Here is a 23406-nt window from a genome sequence, read left to right as displayed (position 1 = left end):
GGCATCGCGTGTATCGCAATATTTCAAAGCTATGCGTGCTTTGCATGGCTCTGCTGGCCGGGGGCATCGCTGTATCACTAGATGCGGCGGCGGGGCCGTACAGACGCATCGTTTCGACGAATCTTTGTGCCGACGAGTATGTTTTCCGGCTGGTGCCGCGCGATCATATCGCCGCTTTGTCCTATGAAGCGACCGATCGCCATCCGCAGGTCTCGACCATCGCCGACAAGGCGGCCGGTATCCGCACCATTCACCCTTCGGCGGAAACTATTCTGGCGCTGAAACCCGATCTGGTCGTGATGTACGCCGGAACCAATCAACGCTTACGCGCCACGCTGAAACAGTTGCATATCGACGTGCTGGATGTGCCATGGGCCGACAGTCTGGCCGATATCCGCAGCGCCACCATGATGCTGGGCGACAGCTTGGGCAATCCGGCAGCGGCCAAGGCCCTGCTGGCGGCGATGGATGCCAAACTGGCGGCGGCCCGGGCGGCTGCCCCGCACGGTCGGGTTCGGGCCATTCTCTATCAGCCCAATGGCTATGCCCGCGTGTCGGGTTATGCCGATGAAATCCTTGCCATTGCCGGGGGCGATGATATGGCCCCCGCGCTGCTGAAAGGGGCCCGCGGGACCTTGCCGGTCGAGACGGTTGTTGCCGCGGCACCCGATTTGCTCATTCTGGGTGGGGAAAGCGAGGTAGGCAGTGCGCTGGCCTATCGTGTGCTGCATCATCCGGCCCTGCAAACCCTGCAAGGGCGCAGCCTGATGCGGTTCCAGCGCCTGCCCGAGCTGTTGTGCGCCGGTCCCTGGGCAGCCGATGCTGTCACTTCCTTTACCACGCTGGTCAATGATGCGGCCGCGCTGCGGGCGGCAAGGCTTGCGCCGCCTGCGTCGGGGCATTAGAAGGGCTTCAGGATGCCGAGCAGGGAACGCGGATCATAGACGCGGCTGCCCCCGCAACTGTCGGCGGCACTGTTGTTTTTGAGCCACTGGCTTTCGTGCTGGGAAGGCTCAGAAGTGGGTCCGTTACGGGCCGGCCGCTTAAAGCCAGGAGACCTGACGGTATCTGTCGTCCACTGCCAGGGCCGGGGTGCGCCTTGCCGGAGAAGTCGCAGGTTTTGCGACGGCGGCGACGTTGGAAGGTCGCATGTCGAAACTGTTTGCCGTTTATCCGCAAAAATATCGCGTCTTACCCATAACCCTGGTGCTGGCTGTTATGGCGCTGGCAGGCTTGCTGCTGTCGCTTCTGGTGGGGCCCGCAGGCTTTGGCCCCAAGGTACTGATCGCCGGGCTGATCAACGGGGTGGGGCCTGCGGGCATCATTGCCCGTGAAATCCGCCTGCCACGGGCGCTGCTTGGGTTGGTGGTCGGGGCGGCACTTGGTGGCTCCGGCGCGGCGCTGCAGGGGCTGTTCCGCAATCCGCTGGCCGAGCCGGGCGTCACCGGCGTTACCGCCACCGCCGGGCTGGGCGCTGTGATCGCACTCTATTTCGGATTGGCGGCGTTAAACCCGTTTCTGCTGCCCGCGCTGGCCATTGCCGGGGCGCTGCTGGCGGCGGTGATCCTGTTCTTTTTATCGCGGGCCGGGGCCAGTGATGTGGCACTGGTGCTGGCGGGGGTAGCGGTGTCGAGCTTTGCCGCCGCGCTGACCGCGCTGGCGCTCAGCCTGTCGCCCAATCCCTATGCCATCAGCGAGATGGTGCTGTGGCTGATGGGGTCATTGAAAGACCGTACACTGATTGATCTGGCCTATGCTGCGCCGCTGGTTCTGATCGGGCTGCTGCTGCTGGCATCTGCCGCGCGCGGGCTTGAGGCGTTGATTTTGGGCGAAGAAGCCGCCGCCAGTCTGGGTGTTGATGTGGCATCGGTGCGCCGCCGCGTGGTGTTGGGTGTGGCGCTGGCCACCGGGGCGGCAACGGCCGCGGCCGGGGCGGTTGGTTTCGTTGGTTTGGTGGTGCCGCATCTGTTGCGGCCCCTGTGCGGCTATTCCCCCGCCCGTCTGATCCTGCCTTCGGCGCTGGGCGGGGCGGTGCTGGTTTGTCTGGCCGACGTGGCCGCGCGTCTGATCCTGCCCGACGGGCAACTGATGCTGGGCGTGGTAACCGCGATGATCGGTGCGCCGTTCTTTTTCTGGCTGGTTTTCCGGCTCCGGGGGCAGTCATGAGTAGGATCGTTTTTGCTGCGGCCGAGGTGCGCTTTGGGTCCCAGCCGGTGCTGCGCGGGATCTCGGCAGATTTTGAAGCTGGTACCCTGACCGGTATTATCGGTCCCAATGGCGCCGGAAAAACCACGCTGTTGCGGGCTGCGCTGGGATTGGTGCCACTGGCCGGTGGCACGGTTCGGGTGCTGGATAAGCCGCTGCCAGCCTGGCGGCGCACGGCGCTGGCGCGTTATCTGGCCTATCTGCCGCAAGGCGGGGCGACGGTGTGGCCGGTAACGGCACGCGAGGTGGTGATGCTGGGCCGGATGCCCTATCACCCGCGCCTTAACCGCCTGACGGCGGCGGATCTGGCGGCGGTGGATCTGGCGCTGGCGCGGGCTGATGCCACGGCTTTTGCCGCGCGGCGCATGGATGCCTTGTCGGCGGGCGAACGCGCGCGGGTGCTTTTAGCCAGGGCGCTGGCCACCGGGGCCGATATTTTGCTGGCCGACGAACCGGCAGCGTTTCTGGACCCGGCCCATCAGTTTGCCCTGATCGAGCTGTTGCAGGCCGAGGCAGCCCGTGGCGTTGCCGTGGCGGTTACCTTGCACGATCTGACGCTGGCGCGGCGCTGCGACCGGCTGATTGTCCTTCAAAACGGGCAGGTGGCGGCCAGTGGCGGCCCCGATGTGCTGGATGATGCCGTATTGGCCCGGGTGTTTGGCTTGTCGGCGCGGCGGGCCGTGGCGGCGGATGGCACCGCCTTGGTTGAGTTTAATCGAAATTAAAGCTATCCCGGTAGGCTTCACGCAAGCCTGCAACATATCGGGGTAGTGATGGGTAAGAAAGACAAAGCGGTTTACGAGGATCTGCTGCGGTCGTTGCAGGTCGAGCTGGTCAAGCTGCAACGCTATCTGATCCTGGAAGGCTCCCGCGTGCTGGTGATTTTCGAGGGGCGTGACGGGGCCGGTAAGGATGGCACCATCATGCGCCTGATCGAGCATATGAGCCCGCGCGATACCCGCATTCACGCCCCGGGCAAACCGTCCGGCCGCGAACAGACCGAATGGTATTATCAGCGTTTTGTGCCCTATCTGCCGGCCGGTGGCGAATTCGTCGTCTTTAACCGCTCCTGGTACAATCGTGCCGGTGTCGAACGGGTGATGGGCTTTTGCCGGGCCGATCAGGTCAAGGATTTCTTTGAAACCGTGGTGCCGTTTGAAAAGCTGCTGGTGCATGACGGCATCTTTTTGCGCAAATATTATCTCGATATCGACAGTGACGAACAGAAAAAGCGCCTGAGTGCCCGCAGTGAAGACCCGCTAAAGCAGTGGAAGATCTCGCCGGTAGACGAGGCCGCGACGAAGAACTGGAAAGCCTATTCGCTGGCCCGTAACGAGATGCTGGCCCGCACCAGCCATCCCGCGGCGCCCTGGCACGTTGTGCAGGCCAACGACAAGAAGACCGCACGCATTGAAATCATTCGCGATTTGCTGGCCGGGTTCGATTACCCTGAAAAAGATAAGGGATTAGTCGCGCCAGATCGTGATGTGGTCTTTGCCTGGTCAGAAAAGAAGAAATCTGCATTGGCCCCGTAACTATAGGGCTGCAGTTGTTTGCCTTGATTAAGGCATAATTTTAGTAAAATATTTAATATGTAGTTGGTGTCTGCTTATGTGAAAGTATGCAACTGGGCGTGTGCAAATTTGTACATGTATTCAAGTTGCCTATCTGTCATATGCACTGAAGTATCATGTCCATTAATTGGTAGGTGAAATGATTATTTTCCCTTGGACGAGCGATTACTGTGTTGGTGTTCCCCAGTTTGATCAGGAGCATATGCAACTGGTTGAGCTGACCAATAAACTATACGCATCTATTCTTGACGGTAGCACGGTTAATGTTGCGTCATCGGTTATTGATGGTCTGATCAGTTATGCCGATCATCATCTTAAGCATGAAGAGCGGGTGATGGCCGAGACCGGCTATCCCCATATTGACCGCCACATAGCGCAGCATATCTGGTTCGCCGGGCGCATCCGGGCCTTTCAGCAGGAAGGCGTCGACAAGGCCGGGACACTGGCCATGATCGATGTGGCGCGCGAGCTGTCGCTTTTTCTCAAAAGCTGGCTGTCTGGCCATCTGTGCAGCGAGGATCGTGAGCTGGGGCATTTTCTCAACGCCCGCGGCATCCACTGATCCGCACGCAAAGCGGGCAGTGGGTGAGAAAATGGTGACCCCGGCGTGGTTCGAACACGCGGCCTACGGTTTAGGAAACCGCCGCTCTATCCGGCTGAGCTACGGGGTCGTACAACCAAATCAATAGCTTAAGTATATATTATGTCAAGTCGTTCCTCGGTCGTTCCTCAGTTCCGTTCCCCGCGCGTTCCGGCCGCCGTTTTCTGGCGAAGGTGGACGACCTTTTGCGCACGCGAAACGCGGTCGCGTGTATAGCGCGAAGCCATCGCCACGTCAGCCCAGCCGCCGGCGGCTTGAATGTCTAGCGACGTAATGCCCTGGATGGAGCCTGCCTCGGTTGCGCCTCCTGCGCGCATGTCCATTGACCAAATGGTGTCCGGGATCCCTGCAGCGCGTGCAATGTCGCGGAAGACTGTAATGTAGTGCCGCTCCTTCCAAGGGCGTCCGGTCGCTTCGCAGATGATGACTGGCCCAACACGCTGTTCTTCTGGAATTGCCTGCAATAATTCGAGCAGCGCGGGTGTCTCCTTGAGGTCAAAGCTCCGTTCAATGCGCCCCACCTTGGTCTGGTGATAGGTGATGCTCCATTCGGGCGAAATGTTCTGCCATACCCAGCCGGGCCGCCACTGGCCCGCTTCCCATGTGCCGATGATGTGGGTGCGGCGCTCGGTAAGTTCAAATTGTGAAAGGGTGGTGATGGCGATCGAGCGATGGCCCATTTCGAGGGCTTTGCTGACAATGGCCAGCACTTGCACACGCGTTGGCGCTGCGTCGCGTGGTGTTATTACTGGGAACCTCATGGTTTTCAATAAACCTTCGCGCAAGTCGCGCGATCCGACGATCCCTATTTCGACTGCATATGATACCAAAACCCGCAGCATTGCTATGTTGTGCCGCGCGCGGGCTGGTGTCGTGACCTTACCGTCTGCGTTCGGCTGGCCCCATTGGTAATGCCAGCGGCGCACGTCTTCCCCGGTTACGCGTGACGTAGGAACCCCACCAACAACGATTGCATCAATACGGCGTTTTCCCACTGTTTCGTCGATTATCTTGCAGCATTGGTCGTATCGCCGTCGCGTTTTTTCACGCACATTTTGATATGGCGACAGTGGATCGTTTTGATAGCGCCGGATCAGCCACGAAATGGTGAACTTTGCCGGTCCTGTGTCGCGACCTGCGCGCCAATCAATAAGCTCTTTCCATATTTCGCGGCATTTCGCGGCGATCTCTTCTTGTGACCCTTTCAGGGCCAAGGATTTGATCGGCCAACCAGCCTTGATGTCTTTGGCTGGGGGAACCCAATACGGAACCTCGCTTCCAGCACGCGGACGCCATTTTAGTCCTGGAGCATAGAGAATATGCGCCTCTGGAAGCGATCCGCTGGCACGGGTTACGAGGTTAGTCATTCAGAATGTCTCCAAGGCGATTTCATCCTCTATTGTAGAAATAGAGGATTGTGGATCATCGTTGCTCGCCAGTCTCCAAAATGCAAGGATTGCCGGAATTGGGCGCATCCCATTAATATTATTGGGTTTTGGAAATCCTAAGGCTTCAAGTCGCGGTAAACTTTTACGAAATCTCTCCGGGCTCATACCTGATAAAACGGCGGTTTCAGCCTCATTTGCCCAATAGGCGGGTCGGCCTCTTCCCGCGAGGGATTTGGCAATTGTACTGCATGGGGATGTCATTCTGCGGCCTCGCTTTCTGTTGGTTGGGTTGGATAGGCCCAAGGCTGGCGGATGGAGAGGGCTTTCATGGTTGATTATTCTCCAACACCTGCAAACAATCTCTCGTTTGATACTCGCGAAGCCGCAAGGTGCCCCCTGAATCAGATTCACAAACCACAACAACGGTGGTGGTTTCAAAACACCTAACGACAAGCGCGTTCGGGCCCGACCCGTTTAGTCGAACGATTGTCCCGCGCGCAAAAGCCAATGATGGTATATTCACAACATTTGCCATCATTTCACCTCCGGCCATGCGTGGTGCTGCTCGCTGGCGAGACAGTCGCCCGCAGCGGCTTTGCCGACACGGTCAACCCTGATGACGCGCTCGCCGTGGAATCCTGTCCCACCCTTGATGTTAAGCCACTGGCCGTTCGGGGTTTTGTTCTGGGCAATATCGCATCCGCGCCAATCGGGATCATCGAAGTCCCGGTCATAGACGCATTTCCATTCGCCCCAGTCGCCGCACCAGCCGTCAAATTCCGCCAGATAGCATTCATAAACCCAGATCAGCCGGTTAACTTCGTAAATGGCATTATCGGCCATACGCGCCCGAATGAAGGTTTGCAGATCCGCGCCATCTTCACAAAAACGGGTCTTGTGCGGTGTAATGGCAAAATCGAGCGGTGTGTAATGTTCTGCGCTCATGACGCCACCTTCCGCGCTTCGGTCAAGGCGAGCGGAATAACTGCGCTGTCTATCGCGCACACTTCGTGCACCAGCACGTCTTTCGGGCCGTCGAACACTTTGGCCAGATGTAGGTCTGGGCTGAGGGTGGATGCCAGCGTCTGTGACCCCATAAAGGTGCCAAGGGCAATGCGCCGGTCGATGGCACCGGGGTCGATCACACAATGCTCGATGCGCACACGATAAAACGTGGCGCCTGATCCGATACCCACAATGGGTTTACCGCAAACCGGGCAGATGAAGTGGCGGGTCAATTCCGCCTCGGTCAGCCCGGCCTGGGTGTTTGTGTCTGTGCTATTCATGGCTCTTGTCCGTTCAGGCGTTGCTGGTGGCGTTGACTGTGAAAAGGTCTGTTGTGGCTGCGGCGGCGCTGTGTGTCGGTGACAGACCGATTTCGTCCGCCTTCCACTTTTCAATGCGGATGGTGTGGCGTTCCCCGCCAAATGCACCGCGCAGAATTTTGGCGTCGTCTGGCTGCATTGTTGAAAATGGCACCCATGCTGTGTGCATGGCCTGGGCCGATCCGAAATTCAGCAGCGCGGATAATTCCCGCACCTCCTGCACAACGCATCTTGCGCTGATAAAGATCATGACTTCCTCCGATCCTTGTGGGTGTGCGTCGAGAAAGTCGCCGACGCTGGCGAATACCGGTATGCCGATCGCGGTTGCGGCGCGTATTTCGGTTTGTGCGCCGGGCGAGTTCTGCCAATTTGGCAGCATAGTGACGGCGGAACAGATGTTGAGGACGGAAAGGTCCAGTCGCATATAGTGTTGGTATTTGACGATTTTCGGCAGATCGGCAAAGTCGCTCTGCCATTCGGCGATTCCGGCGATGTCATGCGGGTTGACGGCAATAACGCCGGGCATTGCGTCGATGGCACGCTGTGCGATTTCAAAAACGCGTCTGTTGCCGTTTGCGCGCCCCGTCATCGGGCCCGAGATATAGATCAGGTGCGCCCCGTCCATTGCGGCGGTCAGAATGCGTGTGGCGGCGGCAAAGGCGCTGTACCGTTCGTGCAGTGTGGGCACGCGGTGCGCGGCGTTGATAATCGTTGTATGGTCCCGCCCACCCAGTATGCGCCCAATGACAGTGGTTGATACGCCACAGTATTTGCGCAGCGCGACCATGGCCGCCATGCGGGGCCATGCGATGCGGCGGCGCCTGTCCGGGCTGGTCAGATCGTTGCGGCTGACACCGAATATCGCGGATGTATAACGCAGCACGCGGTCAGATGTGCAGATTTGCGCGCTTTGTCGGGGTGGTGTTGTGCGGCCCATGTCAGCCCCCGATCAGCATGGCCGCAATCGTTGCGGCATGCAGGATGGCGGCCCCGGCAAACGTAACGGCAATCAACGCGGCTATATCACCAGCCCATTGCCGTGCCGTGGTGGTGCGGATCAGCGCGGCGATCATTGACGGTCCCTCACTACGGTGTGGCGTGAGGTGCGGCTTGCCGATATGGTTTGGTGATGGCAGACGGATTCGGAGCAGAGATGATTATCAGCATCGTTGCGGTCTTGATTTCTGTCGCGTCTTTCCTGTTCGGGTTGCGCAAATTTCAAATTGAGCGTGCTGTGGCTAGCGATGCTGCGCCAATGCCTGTCTGCCATGTGGAAAATGGCGCTATCCGCATGATCATGCCCCGAAATGTTTCCGGCTACTGGGCGATTACGCGTGTAACCCTGGTTGGTGGGTGTGGTCGTATTTTCCCTAAAATGGATGATGCTTTTGAACGTCCTGCCAGTGCGTATCTTTGCATATGGAAGCCTGTCAGAAAGCCTTGCCGTAGATTGTATTATTCTTCGGGGCGGCGGAGTGTTTGGGTTTCTGTTTCTGGCAAGGCTTCCGCGTTGCGTGTACGGGTGGCGGACATGTCCGTCAGTTCCCGTTGCAGGGATTTTATGGTTTGGCTCTGAAGGTTCTGGGTGCGGTAAGCGAAGAAAACTGCGCCCAAGGAAAATGCGATCGTCAGCAGATTTAAAATCAAAATCAGCCAATAAGGCATAGGTTGTCCTTTCTGCGATGATTGTGCTGTGCTGAAAGTCTCTCCGGGGTGCGATCATGGTTGTGGCCTTTTTTGCTGATACGCTTCAGCGATGGCGATTGCGGCGATGAATTGGGCTTTCTTGCGGGCGCGGTATTCTCGCTGTTTTAGTGCGTGACAGGCGCGGCAATGCGTCGGCAGGCGGCGCACGGACTCGATTATCGCCGCTTCGGTCTTGGTCAGGGTGTAGGTGGGTTTTGACATAACGACGCCTCTTATTTTTCGCTGGTGAGATGTTTTCCTGCGTCTAAGAGCAGAGTGCCGAGGTGTAGGCAGTTGTCTGCGGTAAGCGGGAACGTAAGTTTCGTTTCATTCCGCCTTGCGGTTAGCCATACCCAGTTTGAATCCGGCTCGTGTTCAACGCTGATTTGCTCGATATTTGGCGGAAACCGAGTGAGTCCTTTTTCTGACGAGGAGAATTTTTCCATGGCGGTTCTTTCTGAAATTCTTGATCTTTTGCGGCGTTGGGATGCGTGGAAGCGCATTGAGCAGGCCCCTGATCGCGTGGATGCGTTAGAGAAGCGCATTTCCGAGCTTGAGGGGCGGCTGAAACGTGCGCCGGGGCAGGCGTGTCCGCGCTGTGGCGCACTGGAATTCCGAACGGAGAAAACTGTTCCCAGTGACGGTCCGTTTGGTGCTGTTGGGGCTTTTGATCGCCATCTGAAGTGTGGTGCCTGCGGCCACACCGAGGTCAAACTGGAACATTGACGATCCGGTTTTACCCGCGCGCCTTTGTGATGCCGCTTCGGTCTTGGTCAGGGTATAGGTGGGTTTGGGCATGATCCGTCCTCACAATGGTGAGTTACGGTAGTCTCGCAATTGCGAGCCTGTCAATATAAAAGTCTTGGAATTACGCGCTTACCTGAAAGCTTAATTTTTGATAACAGTTATTAAGATTGTAAGATGTATTTTATTTACGTGGGGTTGAAATGGTTGTATTTGTAAAAAACGTATTAATATCAGTGTGTTGTATTACTCTTGTTGGGTGCGCAACGCCGCGACCATATACAATTGGGCAGTGGCGCGATGCGCAAGACAGAACTTATAATAAGATTACGAAAGCAAAGTTTGAGCGGGCGGTAGAAGCTGTTTTTGAAGCATCACGTCCAGGCAGATACCAAGCTAGACCTGATCGTAATGGTGTTCGGTTTTCAAGAAGTTGGAACCATTACTTTGTTCTAACTACCGCAAATGGCAGTGAAGAATGGTCTATATATGAAAATGTTGTTGGAGATGGTGTAGAAGTTGAAGTTAATTTTTCTGGTCTTGCTGGTGGTTTCCTTAGCCCAACTGTACAAATCCAAGTTCCTAAACCAGAATTTTATGATTTGCTGTGGGATAGGGTAGATTATGTGCTTGGTTTAAGAGACTATTGGGTTACGTGTGATGAATATGAAAAAAAGATAGGGTATTCATCTGGTGATGTATTTTATGGCTTCTGTGGTTTTGGTGCTGATGAAAATATACCAGACAAAGTAAATTGATTATATGTTTCCTGAACGCCACAAAACCCTTCCAATTATACGGGCATATTCGGCATCAATTTCGTATGGTGAAAATACAGAACTGTTATCGCTAATTACTCTTATTTTTGGTCTGTCTGAAATTATTGCCTCCAATCTTTTTACTACTAACCCTCTTCCATCCCATAGAACGTATATTTTCCCAGATTGAAAATCTTCTGTTGTTATTCCGGTAAGTACTATTCCGACATCACCGCTATGTATTGTTGGCACCATGGAATCTCCGTCGAAATGAATAACGCGAAGTTTCCCATCGTGACCGCCGAACTTTGATTCAAGCCACGTCTTTTTAAAGTAGTACGGTTCCCCCTCGGGCTCGGATGTAACCTCAAAACCTCCGCCTGCGGATGCGTGAACTTCTAAGTGTTTTATTCGGACAAATTTGCCGCTGTCTTCCTTTGTGGTGGGTTCCCGGAGCATCTCACCCACGGTGCATCCTGCCGCTGCAGCGAGCTTTTCTAGTGTAATGTAGGTTAGGGATGTGGTCCGTCCGCTTATGTAATTATGAATCGCGCCTTCTGCCGCTCCAGAAGCGTTTGCCCATGGTTTTATCTTCAGGTTGTGTTCTTTCATGAACCTGATGAATTGAGAGCGAGTTATTTCTGGGTCTATAGTCATTTGGATATACTGCCCCAAATCGCGCAATTCCGCGACATCGCCATTGCGAGCCTTTCTGCGTTTCTGTAGTTGACAGGCTCGTAATTGCGAGCCTATCGTTTGCTGTATGAGCGAACCACTAGTCGATCAGTCCTTAAACATAGTTCGGGCAGCTGTCCGCGTGGTCGGAAAGAAGCCATTGGCAACGCGTGCCGGAATTTCTGATGCGCTTTTGCGATCTGTTAACGAGACTGATTTCTCCCCTACTGTTCGCACGCTGAGAAAATTGGAGTTGGCGGCGGTCCAAGTGCTCTCGGAGCAAGATTTTCCTGCCTCTGACGCTTCCTCGCATGGGGTGGCGGCATGAGCGAGCCATTTGATACGAAAACAGAATGCCTTGATACTGCCGCGCTGAAAGCGGGCGGACCACTGCACAGCGATGCTGTGTCAGTTTTTATGATTGCGTCATCGGACGGACGAACCGGGTTTGGTACGGTGCAGCTGGTCCCCGATTTTGGTGAGGGCCAGCGCGCACTCGCTGAATTGCAGGCACATATCGGTATTTTACCGCCCGAACTGCGCCAGCGTCTTTTCGATATCTCGAATTTCGCGGCGGAACTTATCCGCTTTGAGGTCAATCCGTGCGGCGCAGGTGCAGTCCAAATGACTGTTCGTGCGTATCCATCGGATCGTCTTCTTCTGCTTCTCGCCGCATTTCGGGCAGGTGATGTCGATTTTACAGCCGTCGAGCAGATTGCCCATGGGCTTTCTCCTTCACTGAGTCTGTTGCACGTCTCAGTAGAAGGTGGTGCGGGGGCGTCCGGCAAGGACGTTTCCGCACCATTTGTATCTCGTCCACAGTTTAGCTGCGGGGCGGACATGCCCCGGAAAGGGACCGAAGCATGAGTTGGCTTTTTCTTACCTCTGCAATCGCCGTGGGCTGCACAACCGCGCGCCTCGTTTTGTTCTACGTGGAACGCTTCTACGGGGCGCGCGATGCAACGCGGTGCCCTGATTTTACTATTCCGGGGTGCTGATATGGTCAGTATCTTCCTTCTGTCGCAATTCTTTTTGGAAGCTTTTGTAAGCGCTGAACACATTAGTTCCTGTTTTGATGTTAGCCGCTTTCGCTCCCCATGCGACGGTAAGAAGGGCTGCGACAATGTCGTTAAACTGATCTGGTGCAAGGCGTACGGTCTGCTGATCGTTTTCCATAATTTGTTTCCTTTGCTGGTTGAGTCGATGCTTCTAGCAAAGGGCAGGGCGGTGGCGGGCGTCAAGCGCGCTGCCGCCCATAGCTTCTTTTTTGTCGTGTCGTCTGTTCTGCCGGTTTCCATGTGCCCGAATCTGGGCGCGCGGACCGGGGTGGTCACCGAGAATGTCGGTAAAAAAATCTCATTCGGGGGCGCGCTATGAGCCCATATCAAAAGCGCACTCCCGGATCGCTGAAAGATGCACAGCAGCGTCTGGTGTCTGCTGTCGGCGGGCTTGATGCGGCAGAGATAGTTCTGGAAGGTCGTGTCAAGCGCGGCCAGCTGGCGCGGTATACCAGCCAAATCGACGATAACCTGTTTACCCACATGCCTGCTGATGTCATTCGCACGCTTGAACGTGTGGCTGGTGCACCGGTTGTGACGGAATTTCTGGCGGCTGAGGCGGGCGCAATGCTGGTGCCTGTCACCACGTGTGAAAGCCGGGCTGAATCCTACCTGGCGCATCTGGGTGCCGTTGGTGAAAAGTCCGGTGATCTGTTTCGCACTATGACCGGCGCCCTGGCCGATGGTGTGATGACCCCGGTGGAAGCCGGTGAAAATATGGCGGTGGTCATGCATCTGACCTCGGCGCTGGCGGTGCTGTATGCGCGGCTGGCCAAGGTTCGGGATGGGGGGGCGGAATGATACGCCCCCCGATGCAGATGACCTGTGATAACCGGCGCGTTTCCCTCCGCCCGGCTATTGCTGCGCCTGCGAGAGGCGTGCGCGCTGTATCCCCCCGTGCGCCTCTCGCCCCTATCCGTAATCAGAAGGAGGTGTCCTATGTTGTAGCAACGCGCATTGTGCGGGGCCGTAGTGTCGGAACCCCAAAACACTCTAAGGCAGGTGCGGCCCCCCACAACAATGCGGGTTACAACGCCATTTCTTCTGAATTCCGTGCCGGGCCGGTTGTCGGGCAGATGCGTGATTGTGGCTATCTGGGTGGTACCGCAATTACGCTGCAACGGGTGGAAGCCCCGGACTCCTTGCTGTCGAAAGCGCACACGCGGCCCGGTGGGTCGCGTGTTGCGGTTTTACCGGCAATACCTTGCGGGGTGCAGTTATGAGCCCGCGTCGTGCCATCAAAGTGCTGCCACCATTACAGCGTGATGCGCTGGTTGAGCAGATGGTACACACCGTCATGCTGCAGCTTTGTGATGCTGTTGATCTGGTGGCGGGCCAGCACAATCTGTGTGCCATTGAAGTTTGGCGGATGCAGCAAGATGTTTTGCAGCGTGCGGAAACCCAAGTTGCTGTGCGGATAATGCGGCTGGAAGGGGAGGGGCGCTAATGGCCCGTCAAACCCGCCAGCAAAGCCCCATATCGCGCCTGTATTTCGCGCTGACCTATGCCGCAAAAAATATAACCTCTGCCGGGGTGCGGGCTAACGCAGCGTCGCGTGCGGCGGTTATTCCGCGCACATATGATGAGCGGTACAATTCGGTGCATGCTGAAGGTATTCGCCGGGCACGGACATTCTTGCGCCGGCTGCCGGATTATCCCGATACGATGCTGGCCGATGCCGCGCGCGAGGCGTTGGGTTTTGCCGAAATTGTGCACGCGGCTATGTACCGCCCGCGTGTACCTGCTCGTAAAGCTGAAATCGCTGAGGATGAGGAAGCCGCCTAAAACGGGCGGCAGGGGGTATCGCATGTCTGATCTGGTGCAAATTGCTGTCAGTTTGGCAAAGGTGCAGGGCGTTTTCGACGCCGATGAATTGCGTCATGTCCTGCCGGGGTTGTCGTCGCGCGGTGATGTTGATGCCGTGCTGGCCGATGCTGTGCGTGGTGGTCTGTTACGCCGCGTTGGTGGCGATAATTACGCCCTGCCAAAGCGTGCGCCGATTCCGATGCCTGGCGCTACCTACTGGTCAGCGCTGCAGCGCCTGAACCCGCAATCTTGCATGATCGGGCGTGCGTGATGACAAAATCTGCTTTTGCCGAAGATCAACTGCGCAGTTTCATCGAGCGTATCGAACGTTTGGCGGAAGAGCGCGATGTGCTGTCGGCAGATATGCGTGAGGTCTATGCCGAAGCCAAGGGTAACGGTTTCGACGCCAAGATCATGCGCCAGGTTGTGCGCTTGCGTAAACTGGATAAGGCGGCGTTTCAGGAACAGGAAGCAATGCTTGACCTGTATAAGCGCGCGCTTGGGATGATCTTTTCCCCGTACGACGACCCAGATCCGGCACCATTGATAAAGATGTCTATCGCTAAGGTGGAAAGGGCTGATCAATGCCAATGAAGCCGGAAACGGCGCTGCTCCTGGCAACGGTTGATTATGCGCGGGCGTTCGAGCGCGGCAATGTTGCCCGTATTGATGAAGCGCTGTCGCGGATGCAGGAGATACGGGCGGAACATGCTGCCGGTGATGTGCCGCCACCTGTTATGTTGTCGGCACAGGTTATCCGGTTGCCCGAAAAGAAAAAGCCGCACCGGGCAGTGTTTGTCCGGCGCGGGCGTTGTCTGGTGCGGGTGGCGGGATGATGGCTGGTTATGCCCGTTTTGCCGTTTTGGGCGGCTTGCCTTGGCGCGATATGGCGCGGGCCAGCGTGTCGTTAATACGTGACTGCCAGCCATCGCCGGTGGCGCGGTATGCTGCCAGAACTTCCGGATCCAACCGCAACGATATGCGCACCTTCGGGTTGTCGATCGCGGGGCGTCCGGGGCCGCGTTTCAGGGCGGCCAGCACATCCGGCATTACCTCGCGCATTGGCTTTGCGCGGGCAAAATCCGCCTCGGTCATTTCGGGGATGTCGTCATCCGGGGTGATGCGTTTTTTACCGGCTACCATATTTTTTCTCCTCTCGGTCGTTCGCGCGGCGAAAGCTGATGATACGGACCTTTTCACCGCGCAGGCAGAAGGCCACCAGATACAACCGTCCGTTTTCGCCGCGGGCATAGGCCCAAAAACGCGGCTCCGGGTAATCATAGCGTGTGTCTGGAATGACGTTCGCGTTGTCCCAGTCCAGACGCTTGGCGTCGGCAAAATCGAGGTCGTGCTTCTCGATATTGCTCAGGCGTTTGTGCTCGTCCCATTCCGTTTCCATCATGCAATTAATGTAGGACGGAAATTAGTAAACTTCAAGGGTTTTCGTCATACAAAAATAGGGGGTTCCAATGGGCTTGTCAGCATTAGCGGATGATGCGGCGCGTGCCGCCGGTAAGTGCAAAACCCGCCAGCAATTGGCCAAGGTTGCCGATCTGGTCGAGCGGATGCGTCGCGAAGGCCATATCGCCGATACGGATTACGCATTTCTGCGCACCTACATCGATATGCGTTCCGGGCGGCGGGGTAGTCCGCTGACGCGGCTGTCTGTTGGCAAGGTAACGCCTTTTATGCCGCGTGGACGGCAGGCGTCACCGGACCGTGTGCGGTCGCGGGAACGCCGGCGCATGTTGGGCGGTTCGAACGCGCTACCTGCGGGTTTACGCAAGCAGTTTACCGAAGGTCAACGGGCTGTGCTGGCTGTGGTGGCGGATGAGGTGCGCCATCATGGCGTCTGCAAGGCCGCCATAGACCGCATAGCGGCGATTGCCGGGGTGTGCCGGACAACGGTGCAGACCGCGCTGTATGAGGCGCGCAGGCTTGGTGTGATCGCCATTACTGGCCGTCCACAGCGCGGCAAAAAGAACCTGACAAACGTTGTCGAAGTCACGTCGCGAGAATGGCGACGCTGGCTCGATCGTGGCGTGGCTGTGGCCCGGACAATAGGGTCCAAAATTGCGAATTTGGTGAGCCCCACGCAGACGTCCTTGTTTATATCTGATGGCAAAAAGGATGTTTGTGACCACGCCCTGGGGGCTGGAGATAGGTGTGTTGGCTGCCGACAGCGACAGTTTTGCGAGGGTGAAGCAAAAAAACGGGGGCGGTGATGAAAGTGAACGATCCGTTTGTCCGGCGCATGCCAATTGCCATATGTGATCTGCTGATTTGGGCGTACCGCGATCAGATGGTGCACGTGGCGCGGCCAGAACATGCGCCGATCGGGTTGGTTGGTGCCTGCGCCCCACGTCTGGCGGCAATGCAGTTCGGCGCTGATCCGGTTGATGCCAGTCACGGCGGCGACTTTGAAGCCGCATACGATGCGTGGCGTGTGCATGATGCGGTGATGGCACTGCCCGAGACTGTCGAATGGCACTTAAGTTCTGATGAGGTGGGCGTGTGTCAGGCGCGGGCAATGTTGCGTGGGGATGCAACTGGGGGCACTGCTGTCAGAACGGTGCGGCTGATACCGCTACGCAGTGTGGTGTTCCAGTCGGCCATGCAGTCAATGCCGCCGGACTGGTGCCCGTGGCCGGATTACCGCTGGGCACATCAGGAAACGGGGCCGAGGAAAAGATATGGTGAGCCTATCCGTTTCGGAAAGCGACACGATGTAGCTGGCCATCTGGTCCGGCCTATTGGTGATGATCCTTGGCAGGTGCAGGTCGCGCGTGTCCGATATGGATTGTGGTCTGATGCGCTCATGCGGCTGTCCGGTGATCTGGGGCCGCGTCTTCATGGTCATGTGCTGACGGGTGAATTGCCACCTGCTGCTCCGTGGCTAACAAATCAGTGTCAAAACCGTCTGGCGCTATTCGGGTAAAAATTCAGGGATCGCTTGACATGGGCTTATTTCTAGGTAGTGTTCTGGTCACCCTAAAAAGGTTTTGAATTGAGCGCCCGGTGCCGCAAGGCTTCCGGGCGTTTCTGTTTTCCGCACGTCATGCCCCCCCCTGTAGGTACTCCCTGGTGTCGAAAGCTATACGGGCAGCTTGCGCGCAGAAGAATTCTAGTGGCGGCGTTGCAATCGGGTGCAACGCAACGCAACACGCCGCAACATGCAACGGAAAGCCATGGAAACAGAGGTTTTGACGGATATTGTCGGCATCCGTGAAGCTGCCGGCCAGCTTGGCGTCGCAGCCAGTACGATCAGTCGTCAGGTTCGGGCCGGGATTATTCCAAATCGGGGAACTGGTGAGGCTCCGAAGGTGTCTGTATCCGAGGCGCGCGCGGCCAGAGCGAAAAATACAGATCCTGCGCAGCGCCGCCGTCCGGCGCCATCCGGTGATGACAGGGTAAATGATGGTTCATTCCATGCGCAGCGCGCTGAACGTGAACGGGTTTCTACCGAGCTGAAAAAGCTGGAACTGGCCGAGCGTACTGGCGTGGTCATCCCAAAGGATGCCGCCGAAAATGCGCTGTTCACTTTTGGCCGTCGTATCCGCGAGGAACTGACCAACCGCTGGACAACATTTGCCCAGGACCTTGCAGGACTTCCTGCGGAAGAAATCGCCCGCATCGGTGCAGAGCGGGATGAAAAGTTGCTGACACTGATCGCAAACGAGATTGAGAAGGATCATGACCTGCTTTCAAGACCTTCCGACCGGAATTGATCTTGACGGCAGATCCTTAATCGCTGCGTTTGTCAGTGGCATCCGCCCGCCGCGTCGTCGGTCTGTTGATGTATGGGCGGACGAAGAACGTTATGTCTCCGCCGAGTCCGGATCACCCAAGCCCGGCAAGTGGGATAACAATTACGCTCCCGAACTGATCGAACCAATGCATTGCATGTCGTTCGATCACCCGGCACGGACCATTACGTGGAAAAAGAGCGCTCAGGTCGGTGGTTCTGAGACGGGTTTAAACCTGATCGGCTCGATCATTCAGGACAATCCTTGCCCTACACTCGTCGTTTTGCCGACGACCGAGGAAGTCAAGAAATGGGTGCGGCTGAAGCTGCAGCCGATGATCGATGCCACCCCGCCGCTGAAAGCGCGGGTACGGGACATAAAATCGCGTGATGAAGATTCGTCCACGACAACGTTTAAGCGGTTTCCGGGTGGGTTTCTGACGGTAACCGGGGCGAATTCGTCTGCCGGTCTGCAAATGATTTCTGTCCGCGTCATCATTTACGAAGAAGTCAGCGAATATCCGCTTGATGTTGATGGACGCGGGGATCCTGTCGATCTGGGCCACGCCCGGCGCAAGGCGTATGAGGGCCGCGAAAAAGAGGTGTTTATCTCAACGCCGGGCTTAAAAAACACCTGTCGCATATCAAAGCGGTATGATGAATCTGATCAGCGAATGCGCTTTATGCCGTGCCCGCATTGTGGGGCATATCAGCCCTTTATCTGGGGGCAGTTCGATCACGAGGCGTCCCCACCGGTCTATATCTGTCGGGCAAACGGCTGCGTCATAACCGAGTCTGAAAAGCGCGCTATGCGGCTTAAAGGTGTCTGGGTAAAGACGTTTCCGGGCGACGGTTTCCCGCGTGATTATATCCTGCCACAGGATATGGAAACGTTGGGTGACCGCATTAACCCAGATGTTTTGATGGATGGCCGCCAGTCGGGCTTTGCGATCAATGCGCTCTATTCGTCGACAGAGAGCTGGACGGAACTGGCAAGCACGTATCACAAGGCGCTGGACGGCGATGACCTGATGAAGGTCTTTACCCAGCAGGGGCTGGGTGAAGCGTGGGAAGTCAGTGGCGAAGCGCCGGATGCGGAAAAACTGTTTGATTGCCGTGTGGAATATGAATGGCGTCGGGTGCCACCTGGTGCACTGTTCCTAACCGGTGCTGTTGACGTGCAAGGAAATCGTCTCGAATGGGCGGTATATGCGTTCGGCGTTGGCTTCACACGCTGGTTGATTGATAAGGGTATTATCGAAGGTGACCCGAACAATCCTGAACCGTGGAATGAACTGACGCGTGTGTTCGAAAAGACATGGCCTGATGGCTATGGACGTCCGTGGAAGGTGGATCTGTTCGGCGTCGACAGCGGGTATCTCAGTCAGGTTGTCTACCGTTGGGTGCGCCGACATGCTCATACCGGGCGCGTTTTTGCACTGGATGGTCGCGACGGTTGGAAATTGCCTGCGCTTGGCACTCCGACAAAGCGTGATGTCGACTTCGAGGGGCGGAAAATCGGTGCAGTCATGCTCTGGCCGGTCGGTACGTGGGGACTAAAATCAGAACTCTATTCAGCGGTCGGAAAAATGATTGCCGGGCCTGATAAGGTGACCGGCCAATGGCCAATAGGTACTGCGTTTTATGGCCAGGCTTGTGACAAGGCGTATCTGGAACAGCTGACGTCGGAACAGGTAATTGAGCGCAAAACGCGATCTGGTCTGGTTTCTCTGGTCTGGGATAAAATCAAAGGTCGTCGGAACGAGGCCCTTGATATCGGGGTTTACTGCGGCGCGCTGGCGCATCATCTGGCCGATGGCATGACGGCGGAAGACTGGGCTGCATTAGCGGCCCAGCGTGGCGCGCGGCCAGAGGCTGTACAGCATGACCTGCTGACGCTCTGGTCGCCCAGCGAATCCGACGCAGAGGATGCATCGGCGTCTGGCCCCGAAGAGCGTGAAAAGAGTGGGACTTTCGACATTTTTGATGGCGTACGGGATGATTTTTACGGCAATGGCGATGACGACCTTTAAAGGAGCAATCTGTGTTTACACAAGTTGATGTTGATAATCTGAAGCGCGCCGTCGTGTCCGGGGTCCGTTCGGTGACTATCAACGGAAAATCGGTGACATATGCATCAACAGCGGAACTGATCGCCGCGTTATCGCTGGCGCAAGCAGAGGTAAATGCGTCCGTAGGTGACAGTGTTAGCTACGCATCATATTCGAAGGATTAATCATGAACGCGCTTGAACGGATGATTGCTGCTGTTTCCCCAAAAGTTGCTGCGGAACGCGCCTATTTCCGTTCTGTGCTGGATATGGCGGACAAGATTGATACGCGCAAATATGATGCGGCTCGTGGCGGTAGGCGTGCGGAAGGGTGGTACGCCCCTGGGTCCAGCGCCAACGCCGAGCTTGGCTTTGGCGCGGATCGTGTCCGCAATCGTGGGCGTGAACTGATCCGAAATAACCCGTGGGCCGCTGGTGTGCCCGGTAAAGTCGCCAGCGGTATCGTTGGTACTGGTATATTTCCACGTCTGATGCATGAGGATCCTGCAGCGCGCCGCACTGCTAAAGATATCTGGAACCGCGCAGCGGAAAACAGCGATCTAGAGGGTATTTCGGACATTTACGCCCAGCAATATGTTGGGGCGCGTTGTTTCTTTGAATCCGGCGAATTTCTGGTGCGTTATACGTTCACAAAGCCAAAATCTAAGACTGATTTTCCGCTGAAAGCGGTCGTTCTGGAGCCGGATTTCCTGGACCACAACAAAAACGAAGCGCTGGCCGGTGGGGGGCGCATTATCCAGGGTGTCCAGTTTAACGCCGATGGGTCGCGCGCCGGTTATTGGCTGTTTGACGAGCATCCTGGCGAGTCCTTGGTGACGTTTACCCGCTGCGCGTTAGAGAGCAAATTTGTTCCGGCCAGTGATGTTGATCACGTCTTTGATGTGCTGCGTCCGGGGCAGGCGCGTGGGGTGTCCATGTTTGCGCCAGTGGCAGTTAAATTGCATGATATCGGCGAAAACGAAGACGCAGAAATGGTGCGCCGTAAGGTGGCCAGCTGCTTTGCTGTGTTTGTGAAGCGTGCAAGTGGTGCGGTTGGGTCTCCATTGTCCGGAAAGGCGTCAAAGGACGGAAATGGTGATAAAATCGAACGTCTCAAGCCTGGTACGATAAAGTATCTCGCTGCCGGAGAAGATATTGAAGCGCCGCAACCGCCTGATGCAGAAAATCTGGCGGATGTTCTGAAACATGATTTGCGCGCCGTGGCGGCGGGGCTTGGTATCACCTACGAAATGCTGACGGGTGATCTGACGGGGGTGAATTTTATTTCAGGTCGGCTTGGTCGCATAGATTACAAGATGGTGGTGCAGCATTGGCAGTGGCACATGATGAAGCCGATGTTTCTGCGCCGATACTGGGATCGTGTCGGACGTTTTGCGGCAATTATGGGGCTGCGGCGTCCGGATGATCCATGGCAGGCCGGTTGGATTATGCCACCATTCCCGATGCTGCAACCCGCCGATGAAGTGAAGGCCGTTAGTGAAGCTGTGCGGACCAATCAGAAAAGTCCGCTTACGGCAATGGCCGAAAGTAGTGGCGAGGATCCTGACGATATTTTCGCCGATACGATCGCCTACAACGCCCTCCTTGATGAGGCGCGTATGATTTCCGACATGGATCCGCGCAAGGTCGGAAAAACATCTGCAGCAGCGGTGACTAACGCAACTGCGTCGTCTGACGCTTCTGAAAAATAAGGGTTACATCATGAAAGGCGGTTATCCCGTCGCCGGAGATGTCCGGTGCGAAAGTATACCTATGGTCACGCGGCTGGCACCGGTGGATACCGTTGACGCCGAGGCGCGCACGGTCACGCTGGCATGGACCACGGGCGCAGATGTCCTGCGCTATGACTATTGGGAAGGTCAGCGCTATATCGAGCGGCTGCAAGTCGATGACGCATCCTGTCATCTGGATCGGCTAAATGCCGGTGCCCCGTTGCTGAACAGCCATCAGATGCAGGACCTTTCCTGTCAGGTCGGCGTGGTGGAAAAGGCTTGGATCGACGGCGGCGTAGGCTATGCGCAGGTCCGCTTTCCCAAAGCCGGTATTGATACCGATGCTGACCGCGTGTTTCAGCTGGTGCAGGATAAAATCGTCCGGAACGTTTCGGTCGGTTACATCGCAAACCGGTACGAAGTTACCGATAATCAGGGCAATGGCCTTGACATCTGGACGGCGGTCGACTGGACCCCGAGTGAAATATCCCTTGTCACAATTCCGGCAGACACGGGCGCAGGTACCCGGTCGCTGGATGATCCGAAGGTGAATCAACCCACCTATGCCTGCGAATTCGTCATGCGGGCCGCCCCCGCACAACCTAAGGAGACCATTATGTCTAAGTCTGTTACTGAACCGGGTGCGGCTTCCGGTGCCGATCCTGTCGTTATTGCCGAGTCTGCTGTTCGCATCGCGCCGGTGCAGCTTGAAACGCAGCCTACCGCCCTCGCTGCGTCGGATGCCGCCGCGTCTGCCGTACTTGCCGAACGCCAGCGCATTATGGAAATCAACCAACGCACAGTGGCGGCAGGCTTGCCGCAGGACGTGGCCGACGGCCTGATCCAGCGTGGCGTTGCGGCCGAGCATGTCGGTAACCTCCTGCTGGACGAAATGGCAAAGCGTGGTGTCCAGCCTGCCTTTTCGGCAGCGCACACGCCTGCTGGTGGACTTGATGCCACCGAAACGCGCCGGTCGGCCATTTCTGAGGCGCTGCTGAACCGGGCATTCCCGGAAAATAAGGCGTGCGAAATTACCGATCGTGCTCGCGAATGGCGTGGTTTTTCTTTGCGGGAACTGGCGCGCGAATTCCTTAGCTCCAGTGGTATCAGTGTGCGTGGTGCGTCGCCGATAGATATTGCCCAAAGGGCGCTTGGCACCAGTGATTTTCCCCTCATTCTGGCTAATGTCGTCAATAAGTCGTTGCAGATCGGATACGCCACTGAGGTGCGTACCTTCCTGCCGTTCTGCACGCAGCGAAATGCTACGGATTTCAAGACGATGTACTCGATGCAGCTGGGTGAAGGTTCAAACCTTTCTAAGGTCAGTGAAAGCGGGGAATATAGCTACGCCACCTTCGGTGAAGGTCAGGAAACGTGGAAGCTTACGAAATACGGCAAGATTTTCCCGATCACCTACGAAACAATTATCAACGACGATATGGGGGTGTTCACGCGACTTCCGTTCATGTTCGGTCAGTCGGCTGTTCGTAACGAAAACGATATTGTCTGGGGTTTCCTGATTGACAACGCCAATATGAACGATGGCAAGGCGCTGTTTTCCACTGACCACAGTAATCTGCTAACCGGTGTGGATACCGCCATGTCTCTGACCGGCCTGTCGGATATGCGTAAATCATTTCGCCAGCAAAAGGGGTTGGATAATAAGAAAACACTAAATTTGCTGATGAAATACGTCATGGTCGGCAGCGCCAATGAAACGGCGCTGGAGCAGATCCTGACACCGGCTATCTATGCGGCTCAGGCGGGCAATGTTGTGCCCCAATATTATCGCAGCCTGACGCCAATTGTTGAGGCGCGCATTGATGCCGTTTCCGATACGGCTTGGTTTGGTGCCGCTGATCCGTCGCAGCAGGCAACGATCGAATACGGCTATCTTGAAGGCCAGCAGGGTATCTACATGGAAACCCGCAACGGGTTCGAACGCGATGGCGTCGAATTCAAAGTGCGCCATGTCTTTGGCGGTGCGCCGGTTAACCATCGCGGTCTGGCAAAGGCTACCGGCGTCGCCAAGTAACGGTGCCGGAAACATCAATTCAA

At 56.5% G+C, this 23406-nt stretch carries 32 protein-coding genes, 1 tRNA gene and 1 riboswitch; of the genes, 22 read left to right on the top strand and 11 right to left on the bottom strand.

Going from position 1 to position 23406, the window contains the following annotated elements:
• Window positions 1-44 precede the first annotated feature (44 nt).
• The 5 genes from ACZ5RI_RS12950 (at window position 45) to ACZ5RI_RS12930 (ending at window position 4341) form a co-directional block, all read left to right on the top strand.
• Window positions 45-905, top strand: coding sequence for an ABC transporter substrate-binding protein (locus tag ACZ5RI_RS12950; RefSeq protein ID WP_464513631.1), 861 nt, complete (start codon window positions 45-47; stop codon window positions 903-905).
• Window positions 875-1080: riboswitch (cobalamin riboswitch) on the top strand. Its footprint overlaps the gene before it by 31 nt.
• Before the next feature lie 69 nt (window positions 1081-1149).
• Entirely contained in the window at window positions 1150-2166 is a 1017-nt protein-coding gene (locus ACZ5RI_RS12945) for a FecCD family ABC transporter permease (protein ID WP_464513630.1), read from the top strand.
• Window positions 2163-2930: an ABC transporter ATP-binding protein gene (locus ACZ5RI_RS12940; protein WP_464513629.1), complete on the top strand. Its 768-nt coding sequence runs from the start codon at window positions 2163-2165 to the stop codon at window positions 2928-2930. The genes ACZ5RI_RS12945 and ACZ5RI_RS12940 overlap by 4 nt, the downstream gene beginning before the upstream one ends.
• A gap of 48 nt (window positions 2931-2978) precedes the next feature.
• Window positions 2979-3740 (top strand): polyphosphate kinase 2, encoded by a 762-nt coding sequence (ppk2, locus tag ACZ5RI_RS12935; RefSeq protein WP_464513628.1) that lies wholly within the window; start codon window positions 2979-2981, stop codon window positions 3738-3740.
• Between the two features lie 178 nt (window positions 3741-3918).
• Complete coding sequence (locus ACZ5RI_RS12930; protein ID WP_464513627.1) at window positions 3919-4341, top strand: bacteriohemerythrin; 423 nt, start codon at window positions 3919-3921, stop codon at window positions 4339-4341.
• Between the two features lie 32 nt (window positions 4342-4373).
• Here the strand turns inward: ACZ5RI_RS12930 and ACZ5RI_RS12925 are convergent.
• The 8 genes from ACZ5RI_RS12925 to ACZ5RI_RS12890 form a co-directional block, all read right to left on the bottom strand.
• Window positions 4374-4450 (bottom strand) — tRNA-Arg (locus tag ACZ5RI_RS12925).
• Between the two features lie 58 nt (window positions 4451-4508).
• Entirely contained in the window at window positions 4509-5747 is a 1239-nt protein-coding gene (locus ACZ5RI_RS12920) for a hypothetical protein (protein WP_464513626.1), read from the bottom strand.
• Between the two features lie 555 nt (window positions 5748-6302).
• Window positions 6303-6713 carry a hypothetical protein gene (locus tag ACZ5RI_RS12915; protein ID WP_464513625.1) on the bottom strand — a complete coding sequence of 137 codons (411 nt, stop codon included), beginning with the start codon at window positions 6711-6713 and terminating at the stop codon, window positions 6303-6305.
• The gene (locus tag ACZ5RI_RS12910; RefSeq protein ID WP_464513624.1) at window positions 6710-7054 is read right to left on the bottom strand and encodes a hypothetical protein; all 345 of its coding nucleotides are present in this window, start codon (window positions 7052-7054) and stop codon (window positions 6710-6712) included. Before ACZ5RI_RS12910 ends, ACZ5RI_RS12915 begins: the two co-directional genes overlap by 4 nt.
• Window positions 7055-7067: 13 nt before the next feature.
• On the bottom strand, window positions 7068-8030 hold the full coding sequence (locus ACZ5RI_RS12905; RefSeq protein WP_464513623.1) for a DUF4406 domain-containing protein: 963 nt from the start codon (window positions 8028-8030) through the stop codon (window positions 7068-7070).
• A gap of 1 nt (window position 8031) precedes the next feature.
• On the bottom strand, window positions 8032-8166 hold the full coding sequence (locus ACZ5RI_RS12900) for a hypothetical protein (RefSeq protein ID WP_464513622.1): 135 nt from the start codon (window positions 8164-8166) through the stop codon (window positions 8032-8034).
• A gap of 382 nt (window positions 8167-8548) precedes the next feature.
• Entirely contained in the window at window positions 8549-8758 is a 210-nt protein-coding gene (locus ACZ5RI_RS12895; RefSeq protein WP_464513621.1) for a hypothetical protein, read from the bottom strand.
• 54 nt (window positions 8759-8812) lie between these two features.
• Window positions 8813-9001, bottom strand: coding sequence for a hypothetical protein (locus ACZ5RI_RS12890; protein WP_464513620.1), 189 nt, complete (start codon window positions 8999-9001; stop codon window positions 8813-8815).
• 222 nt (window positions 9002-9223) lie between these two features.
• On the opposite strand from ACZ5RI_RS12890, the gene ACZ5RI_RS12885 reads away from it, so the two are divergent.
• Together ACZ5RI_RS12885 and ACZ5RI_RS12880 are read left to right on the top strand one after the other, a co-directional pair.
• Window positions 9224-9505 (top strand): hypothetical protein, encoded by a 282-nt coding sequence (locus ACZ5RI_RS12885; RefSeq protein WP_464513619.1) that lies wholly within the window; start codon window positions 9224-9226, stop codon window positions 9503-9505.
• A gap of 221 nt (window positions 9506-9726) precedes the next feature.
• Window positions 9727-10281, top strand: a complete 555-nt coding sequence (locus tag ACZ5RI_RS12880) for a hypothetical protein (RefSeq protein WP_464513618.1) — start codon at window positions 9727-9729, stop codon at window positions 10279-10281.
• On the opposite strand, the gene ACZ5RI_RS12875 is transcribed toward ACZ5RI_RS12880, so the two are convergent.
• Complete coding sequence (locus ACZ5RI_RS12875; protein ID WP_464513617.1) at window positions 10282-10938, bottom strand: S24 family peptidase; 657 nt, start codon at window positions 10936-10938, stop codon at window positions 10282-10284.
• Between the two features lie 342 nt (window positions 10939-11280).
• Between ACZ5RI_RS12875 and ACZ5RI_RS12870 the strand changes: the two genes are divergently transcribed.
• The 8 genes from ACZ5RI_RS12870 to ACZ5RI_RS12835 all read left to right on the top strand — a co-directional run bounded on the left by ACZ5RI_RS12870 (window position 11281) and on the right by ACZ5RI_RS12835 (window position 14656).
• A complete protein-coding gene (locus tag ACZ5RI_RS12870) occupies window positions 11281-11823 on the top strand; it encodes a hypothetical protein (RefSeq protein WP_464513616.1) in 543 nt (180 codons plus the stop codon).
• 90 nt (window positions 11824-11913) lie between these two features.
• Window positions 11914-12333, top strand: coding sequence for a hypothetical protein (locus ACZ5RI_RS12865; RefSeq protein ID WP_464513615.1), 420 nt, complete (start codon window positions 11914-11916; stop codon window positions 12331-12333).
• The gene (locus ACZ5RI_RS12860; protein WP_464513614.1) at window positions 12330-12815 is read left to right on the top strand and encodes a hypothetical protein; all 486 of its coding nucleotides are present in this window, start codon (window positions 12330-12332) and stop codon (window positions 12813-12815) included. The genes ACZ5RI_RS12865 and ACZ5RI_RS12860 overlap by 4 nt, the downstream gene beginning before the upstream one ends.
• 418 nt (window positions 12816-13233) lie before the next feature.
• Window positions 13234-13461 (top strand): hypothetical protein, encoded by a 228-nt coding sequence (locus ACZ5RI_RS12855; protein ID WP_464513613.1) that lies wholly within the window; start codon window positions 13234-13236, stop codon window positions 13459-13461.
• Window positions 13461-13799, top strand: a complete 339-nt coding sequence (locus ACZ5RI_RS12850; RefSeq protein WP_464513612.1) for a hypothetical protein — start codon at window positions 13461-13463, stop codon at window positions 13797-13799. Before ACZ5RI_RS12855 ends, ACZ5RI_RS12850 begins: the two co-directional genes overlap by 1 nt.
• Before the next feature lie 22 nt (window positions 13800-13821).
• On the top strand, window positions 13822-14091 hold the full coding sequence (locus ACZ5RI_RS12845) for a hypothetical protein (RefSeq protein ID WP_464513611.1): 270 nt from the start codon (window positions 13822-13824) through the stop codon (window positions 14089-14091).
• Window positions 14091-14414, top strand: coding sequence for a DUF2312 domain-containing protein (locus ACZ5RI_RS12840; RefSeq protein ID WP_464513610.1), 324 nt, complete (start codon window positions 14091-14093; stop codon window positions 14412-14414). The genes ACZ5RI_RS12845 and ACZ5RI_RS12840 overlap by 1 nt, the downstream gene beginning before the upstream one ends.
• On the top strand, window positions 14405-14656 hold the full coding sequence (locus tag ACZ5RI_RS12835; protein WP_464513609.1) for a hypothetical protein: 252 nt from the start codon (window positions 14405-14407) through the stop codon (window positions 14654-14656). The genes ACZ5RI_RS12840 and ACZ5RI_RS12835 overlap by 10 nt, the downstream gene beginning before the upstream one ends.
• Window positions 14657-14663: 7 nt before the next feature.
• Here the strand turns inward: ACZ5RI_RS12835 and ACZ5RI_RS12830 are convergent, their stop codons facing one another.
• Window positions 14664-14963: a BrnA antitoxin family protein gene (locus ACZ5RI_RS12830; RefSeq protein WP_464513608.1), complete on the bottom strand. Its 300-nt coding sequence runs from the start codon at window positions 14961-14963 to the stop codon at window positions 14664-14666.
• The gene (locus tag ACZ5RI_RS12825; RefSeq protein WP_464513607.1) at window positions 14950-15222 is read right to left on the bottom strand and encodes a BrnT family toxin; all 273 of its coding nucleotides are present in this window, start codon (window positions 15220-15222) and stop codon (window positions 14950-14952) included. The genes ACZ5RI_RS12830 and ACZ5RI_RS12825 overlap by 14 nt, the downstream gene beginning before the upstream one ends.
• Before the next feature lie 67 nt (window positions 15223-15289).
• Here ACZ5RI_RS12825 and ACZ5RI_RS12820 point away from each other — a divergent pair, with 67 nt between their 5' ends.
• The 7 genes from ACZ5RI_RS12820 (at window position 15290) to ACZ5RI_RS12790 (ending at window position 23383) form a co-directional block, all read left to right on the top strand.
• On the top strand, window positions 15290-16045 hold the full coding sequence (locus ACZ5RI_RS12820) for a hypothetical protein (protein ID WP_464513606.1): 756 nt from the start codon (window positions 15290-15292) through the stop codon (window positions 16043-16045).
• Window positions 16045-16758, top strand: coding sequence for a hypothetical protein (locus tag ACZ5RI_RS12815; protein ID WP_464513605.1), 714 nt, complete (start codon window positions 16045-16047; stop codon window positions 16756-16758). Before ACZ5RI_RS12820 ends, ACZ5RI_RS12815 begins: the two co-directional genes overlap by 1 nt.
• 250 nt (window positions 16759-17008) lie before the next feature.
• Window positions 17009-17548: a hypothetical protein gene (locus ACZ5RI_RS12810; RefSeq protein WP_464513604.1), complete on the top strand. Its 540-nt coding sequence runs from the start codon at window positions 17009-17011 to the stop codon at window positions 17546-17548.
• Complete coding sequence (locus tag ACZ5RI_RS12805) at window positions 17514-19598, top strand: phage terminase large subunit family protein (protein ID WP_464513603.1); 2085 nt, start codon at window positions 17514-17516, stop codon at window positions 19596-19598. The genes ACZ5RI_RS12810 and ACZ5RI_RS12805 overlap by 35 nt, the downstream gene beginning before the upstream one ends.
• Before the next feature lie 11 nt (window positions 19599-19609).
• Complete coding sequence (locus tag ACZ5RI_RS12800; protein WP_464513602.1) at window positions 19610-19801, top strand: phage head-tail joining protein; 192 nt, start codon at window positions 19610-19612, stop codon at window positions 19799-19801.
• Window positions 19802-19803: 2 nt separating this feature from the next.
• On the top strand, window positions 19804-21327 hold the full coding sequence (locus ACZ5RI_RS12795; protein ID WP_464513601.1) for a phage portal protein: 1524 nt from the start codon (window positions 19804-19806) through the stop codon (window positions 21325-21327).
• A 61-nt stretch (window positions 21328-21388) separates the two neighbouring features.
• A complete protein-coding gene (locus tag ACZ5RI_RS12790; protein WP_464513600.1) occupies window positions 21389-23383 on the top strand; it encodes a prohead protease/major capsid protein fusion protein in 1995 nt (664 codons plus the stop codon).
• The last annotated feature ends 23 nt before the right edge of the window (window positions 23384-23406 follow it).

The sequence above is a fragment of the Micropepsis pineolensis genome (assembly GCF_055392125.1).
This window is presented reverse-complemented; position numbering and strand designations above follow the sequence as displayed.